The organism is Pseudomaricurvus sp. HS19 (genome assembly GCF_009857815.1).
In the GTDB taxonomy this organism is placed as follows: Bacteria; Pseudomonadota; Gammaproteobacteria; order Pseudomonadales; family Cellvibrionaceae; genus Pseudomaricurvus.
The window spans coordinates 40614-46649 of the sequence record NZ_WVVW01000018.1; the positions used below are offsets into that span (position 1 = coordinate 40614).

3 protein-coding genes and 1 pseudogene are annotated in these 6036 nt (G+C 58.8%); 1 reads left to right on the forward strand and 3 read right to left on the reverse strand.

The window, feature by feature from the left end:
• Positions 1-27: 27 nt before the first annotated feature.
• Together cysD and GSF27_RS17320 are read right to left on the reverse strand one after the other, a co-directional pair.
• A pseudogene (gene cysD, locus GSF27_RS17315) lies at positions 28-942 on the reverse strand (sulfate adenylyltransferase subunit CysD); the annotation flags it as partial.
• A 191-nt stretch (positions 943-1133) separates the two neighbouring features.
• Positions 1134-2840, reverse strand: a complete 1707-nt coding sequence (locus GSF27_RS17320) for a bifunctional sulfate adenylyltransferase/adenylylsulfate kinase (RefSeq protein ID WP_160971331.1) — start codon at positions 2838-2840, stop codon at positions 1134-1136.
• Positions 2841-2961: 121 nt separating this feature from the next.
• On the opposite strand from GSF27_RS17320, the gene GSF27_RS17325 reads away from it, so the two are divergent.
• The gene (locus GSF27_RS17325) at positions 2962-3837 is read left to right on the forward strand and encodes a LysR substrate-binding domain-containing protein (protein ID WP_160971332.1); all 876 of its coding nucleotides are present in this window, start codon (positions 2962-2964) and stop codon (positions 3835-3837) included.
• A gap of 342 nt (positions 3838-4179) precedes the next feature.
• Here GSF27_RS17325 and GSF27_RS17330 read toward each other — a convergent pair whose 3' ends face one another.
• Entirely contained in the window at positions 4180-5586 is a 1407-nt protein-coding gene (locus tag GSF27_RS17330) for a mannose-1-phosphate guanylyltransferase/mannose-6-phosphate isomerase (protein WP_160971333.1), read from the reverse strand.
• Between the last annotated feature and the right edge of the window lie 450 nt (positions 5587-6036).

Below are 6036 nucleotides of genomic sequence, written 5' to 3' on the forward strand. Positions count from 1 at the left end.
CGCCACTCGCTACTCGCTGCTCGCGACTTAGAAGTAACCTTCCATTTTCTTCTTCTCCATGGAGCCGGCGGAGTCGGAGTCGATCACGCGGCCCTGGCGCTCGGAGGTCTTGGTCAGCAGCATCTCCTGGATGATCTCAGGCAGGGTCTCTGCGTTGGACTCAACGGCACCGGTCAGCGGGTAGCAGCCCAGGGTACGGAAGCGCACCTTCTTCATTTCTGGTACTTCGCCCTCTTCCAGTGGCATGCGGTCGTCATCAACCATGATCAGCACGCCGTCACGCTCAACAACCGGACGCTCTTTGGAGAAGTAGAGGCTTGGGATTTCGATGTTCTCTTTGAAGATGTACTGCCAAATGTCCAGCTCGGTCCAGTTGGAGAGCGGGAATACACGAATGCTCTCGCCTGGATCCACGGCGCTGTTGTAGATATTCCACAGCTCCGGACGCTGGTTTTTTGGATCCCAGCGGTGGTTCTTATCACGGAAAGAGTACACACGCTCTTTCGCGCGGGACTTCTCTTCGTCACGACGGGCACCACCGAAAGCGGCGTCGAACTTGTAGTGGTTCAGTGCCTGCTTCAGACCTTCGGTCTTCATGATGTCGGTGTGCTTGGCACTGCCGTGGGTGAACGGGCCAACGCCCATGGCCACGCCATCGGGGTTGATGTGTACCAGCAGGTCGAAGTCGTACTTCTTCGCCATGGTGTCACGGAACTCGATCATCTCGTGGAATTTCCACGTGGTGTCTACGTGCAGCAGCGGGAAGGGAATCTTGCCCGGTGCAAACGCCTTGCGCGCCAGGTGCAGCAGCACGGAGGAGTCTTTACCCACGGAGTAGAGCATTACAGGGTTATCAAATTCTGCCGCTACTTCGCGGAAGATATGAATACTCTCTGCTTCCAGGAGTTTTAAGTGAGTCAGTGTTTTTGAATCCATGACCTTTACCTGTTCATGTCGTCGTTTACGAAAATTACGCTATCTGCCGGCACCAACCTTTTTCATAATCTGGCGCTGACAATTTCTTGTTTTACTGATCCCGCTATTGTGGATCCCCGCCTGCGCGGGGATGACGGCGGGATATTTACAACCTGTAGCGCAGCGTCCTGAAACCTTGAGCGCAGCGCCCTGTACCCTTAGAGCAGTTTCATCTCTTTCAGTCTTTCAATCACCTGGCTGACGGCGTCAGTCATGGTGTGTTGCGAAGTATCAATTCGCATCTCGGGATTTTCCGGGGTCTCGTAGGGATCGTCGACACCGGTAAAGCCCTTGATCTTGCCCGCCCGGGCCATGGCGTAGAAGCCTTTGCGGTCGCGAGCTTCGCACACCTCGATGGGCGTGGCTACGTGAATTTCAACAAACACACCCACCTCTTCCACCATGGAGCGCACGGCGCGGCGGGTCTTGGTATAGGGCGCGATAGGAGCACAGATGGCGATACCGCCGTTCTTGCTGATCTCGCTGGCCACATAACCAATGCGCTGAATGTTCAGGTCGCGGTGCTCTTTGGAGAAGGTGAGTTCGCTGGAGAGGTGTTTACGCACCACGTCGCCATCCAGCAGCGACACATGACGACCGCCCAGCTCGCGCAGCTTCACCATCACACCGTTGGCCAGTGTGGACTTACCGGAACCGGAGAGACCGGTAAAGAACAGGGTAATGCCCTGCTTGTTGCGCGGCGGCATGGTGCGGCGCAGCTCGTCCACCACTTCCGGGAAGGCAAACCACTCGGGAACCTCTTCGCCATCCACCAGCAGTTGCTTCAGTTCGGCACCGGAGATGTAGAGCCCCGCTTCTCCGGAGAGCAGTTCGTGCTCTTCGCAGAACTCGCCACGGCCTTCCACGTAACGGAGGAACGGTGCCTTGAGAACCTGGATGTTGAGCTCGGACTGCAGTGAGCTGACCAGCTCCTGGGCTTCCGTTGGACCGTAGAAGAGTCCGCCCATATTGTTGCGGCCGGGGCCGGCGTGGTCGCGACCGACAATAAAGTGGGTGAAGCCGTAGTTCTGGCGAATGATGGCGTGCCACAGGGCCTCACGGGGACCAGCCATGCGCATGGCCAGTGGCAGGATGCTGATTTCGCAGGTGCCCGCCGGGAACTTGGGCAGGATTTTTTCGTAGCAACGCACGCGGCAGAAGTGATCAATATCGCCGGGCTTGGTTCTGCCGACGGCTGTGTGAATCACCAGGTTGGCCTGCTCTTTGGCCATCAGGCGCTTCATCATAATGACGTGCGCCTTGTGTACCGGGTTGCGGGTCTGGAAGGCAATAACCTTGTCCCAGCCCAGCTCGGCGAAGTGGGCGCGCAGCGCGTGCGGGTCACGGCGGTACTGCTGGAAGTCGTAGTGCAGTGGCGGTGTGACCCCCACCAGCGAACCACTCAGGTAAACAGGATTGCTGCTGGTGAGCAGGTAATTCACACCCGGATGGGCGGTATCGGTGGTACCGAACAGCTGCTGCGCTTCACGCTCGCGATCCGCCTGCCATTTTTCGCCGACGGTCAGGTTGGCGATAACCACACCTTCAGGATCACGCAGGGTGATGCACTGACCTGGCTCCAGGGATTCGGCAAATTCGGTGGTGACATCCAGGGCGATGGGCATAGGCCACAGGGTGCCGTCGGCAAGACGCATGGTGTCCACCACGCTGTCGTAGTCGGCCCTGCCCAGATAGCCGGTCAGAGGCGAGAAAGCGCCATTGAGGAGCAGCTCGATATCCAGCATCTGCTTGGGGTTGAGATCCCAGGAGACGTTGGATTTCGCCTTCTCCTTTTCCAGTTGCAGTGCCTCTCCCTCAACATAGAGGTTAACCAGAGTTCCGCCGTGAGCCGTTGATGCATTCATAGGTGTCGCTTAACCGTCGATAGCAGATATTCAGGCAGTATAGTACAGGGTGACTTTTCGAAAAATCAGGATATTATGGAATAGATATTCGATTTTACTGTGTTTATTGAGCCCGCCTGACATGAAATACACCCTCCGCCACCTGCAGGTGTTTTTGACCGTTGCCCGCCACCAGAGCATCAGCAAGGCGGCAGCCGAACTGGCCATGTCCCAGTCCGCCACCAGCGCGGCACTGCAGGAGCTGGAGAACCGCTACGAGGTACAGCTGTTCGACCGCAGCGGCAAGCGCCTGCACCTCAACCCCCGCGGCGAAGCATTGCGGGTGCAGGCCGAGGCTCTGATGAATCACGCCCGCGAGTTTGAGCAGGAGCTGCTTGGACAGCAGGATGTGGGCAGCCTGCGGCTGGGGGCCAGCCTCACCATCGGCAACTACCTGACCGTAAAGCAGCTGGCGCTCTACCTGGAGCACTACCCTGCGGCGGATGTAGCCCTGACGGTGGGCAGCACCCCGGAGGTGGTGAGCAAGATGCTCAACCTGGAGCTGGACCTGGGACTTATTGAGGCCGAGATCCACCATGAGGATCTTTTGCTGACCCCCTGGCGCAAGGACCGCATGATGGTGTTCTGCCACCCCAGCCACCCCCTCGCCAGCCGCCGCCAGCTGAGCCGCAAGGACGCCCTCAACGCCAGCTGGATCCTGCGGGAGCCGGACTCCGGCCACCGCCAGACCTTCGACCGCTCCATGCAGGGGCTATTGCCGGATCTGAACATTGTGCTGGAGCTGACCCACAACGAGGCTATCAAGAACGCGGTGAAAGCGGGACTGGGACTGGGGTGCCTGTCGGAGATCGCCATTGCCGACGAGATTGAACAGGGCACGCTCACCGCGCTGGAGATTCAGGGGCGCCCTATGGACCGGATGTTTTACTTTGTCACCCATCGGAAGATGGCGGTGAGCAATGCCGCACAGCGGTGGATGGAGATGTGTTTGGCTTGAGGGGCTAACAGACCCTGTGCCCATGTCATTCCCGCGCAGGCGGGAATCCATCACTGCACTGCGACTCACTTGTCAGCACTAACCACGTCAGCTCGGCACAGTAATGGCAGAGCGAAAGCAATTCCCGCCTCTCCCGGGGGCTGTGGATCCCCGCCTGCGCGGGGATGACGCATACGACCTGCGCGGGGATGTCGCATACGACCTGCGCAGGGATGTCGGATACGGCCTGCGCGGGGATGACGGATACGGCCTGCGCGGGGATGACCAGGGCTCCTGATCTACGCTGAAGAACTGCGAGCGATCTTCCGCGAGGATACTCAGTCAAGGCTCCGGGCACGACCATCAATTCCGCCCGTAAGTATCCTCAAAGCGGACAATATCATCCTCACCCAGGTAGGAACCGGACTGCACCTCGATCATCTCCAGCTGGATGGTGCCGGGGTTTTCCAGGCGATGGGTGACGCCCAGCGGGATGTAGGTGGACTCGTTTTCTGCCACCAGGAAGGAGTCATCGCCTCTCACCACTTTCGCGGTACCGCTCACCACAATCCAGTGCTCGGCACGATGGTGATGCATCTGCAGGCTCAGCTTGCCACCGGGCTTGACCACGATATGTTTGACCTGGAAGCGCTCGCCATTGTCGACGGAATCGTAGTGACCCCAGGGGCGGTAGACCTTGCGATGCACACTGGCTTCGCTGCGTGAAGCAGACTTGAGCTGGCTTACTACATCCTTCACTTCCTGCACCCGGTCTTTATGGGCTACAAGGATGGAATCATCACTCTCCACCACCACGATATCGTCCAGACCTACAGTGGCCACCAGCTTGGACTCAGAGCGGATATAGCAGTTGCGGCTGTCGACTGAAATTACGTCACCGATCAGTGCGTTACCTGCTTCGTCCTTTTTGGAAACGTCCCACAGTGCCGACCAGGAGCCCACATCGCTCCAGCCACATTCCATGGGCACCACCACCGCCTCTTTAGTGCGTTCCATCACTGCGTAATCAATGGAATCGTCGGGGCAGGAGAGAAACTCCTCCTTGTCCGGGCGGACGAAATCTTCGTCCTCTTTGGCACCGGACATGGATGCCTTACAGGCGTCGAGAATGTCAGGACGATGCTGCTCCAGCTCCTGCAGGTAACGGCTCGCACGGAACATAAACATGCCACTGTTCCAGGCAAAGTTGCCACTGGCAAGATAGCTCTCTGCGGTCGCCTGATCCGGCTTTTCAACGAATTCAGCCACCTCGAACGCATCGCCACAGGGATTGCCCTGCCGGATGTAGCCGTAGCCGGTTTCAGGCGCCGTGGGAACCACGCCAAAGGTTACCAGCTTGCCCTGCTCCGCGTGCAAGGCTGCTTTCTCTACCGCCGCATGAAAGGCCGTCACATCGCGAATCACGTGATCCGCAGCCAGCACCAGCAACAAGGGGTCTTCACCGCCAGCCGTTGCCCGCAACGCTGCCAGCGCCACCGCCGGCGCGGTATTACGTCCCGCAGGCTCCAGCACGATAGCCGACTCTTCGCCGCGACCGACCTCACGCAACTGCTCTGCCACAGTGAAGCGATGGTCTTCTCCGCAAATCACCAGCGTTTGGGCGATATTCAGGCCCTGCAGGCGCGCACAGGTCTCCTGCAGCATTGTGGCCTCGGCAGTGAGAGAGAGGAACTGCTTGGGGTAGAGGGAACGGGACATGGGCCACAGGCGAGTACCGGAGCCGCCAGCCATGATTACAGGCACGATCATCAAGACAATCCTTTGATTTCGGGTAGTTATATCCGAGGGGAGTTTAGCAATAAAGGTAAGGGAGTGGCGAGGGGCTAGGGGCTAGGACGCTGCGCTACAGGGCTCAGGACGCTACGCTACAGGACGCTGGCGCTACAGGGCCTTACCTCCGGCAGGAGCACGCTCCCGCGGGTGATTTTTCTCATCCTGAGCCCCAGGAGCAGTTGTGGTCATGCGCAACTTCCAAAGCTCAAGCACTGCACCCCGAGCCTAGGGTACACAGGCGGCCAACGAAAAGATCGCCCGCGGGAGCGGGCTCCTACAATCTGTAGCGAAGCGTCCTGTAGCGAAGCGTCCTCGAACCTAGAAGCGCAGCGTCCTAGAACCTAGAAGCGAAGCGTCCTCGCCCCTGGAAAACAAAAAAGGCGTCCCGGGGGACGCCTTTTTCGCACATCAGCGGTTGGGAGGAAT

Coding starts and splice junctions, on each gene's coding strand:
- GSF27_RS17320 (WP_160971331.1), bottom strand. CDS start 2,840: ATGAATGCATCAACGGCTCACGGCGGAACTCTGGTTAACCTCTATGTT.
- GSF27_RS17325 (WP_160971332.1), top strand. CDS start 2,962: ATGAAATACACCCTCCGCCACCTGCAGGTGTTTTTGACCGTTGCCCGC.
- GSF27_RS17330 (WP_160971333.1), bottom strand. CDS start 5,586: ATGATCGTGCCTGTAATCATGGCTGGCGGCTCCGGTACTCGCCTGTGG.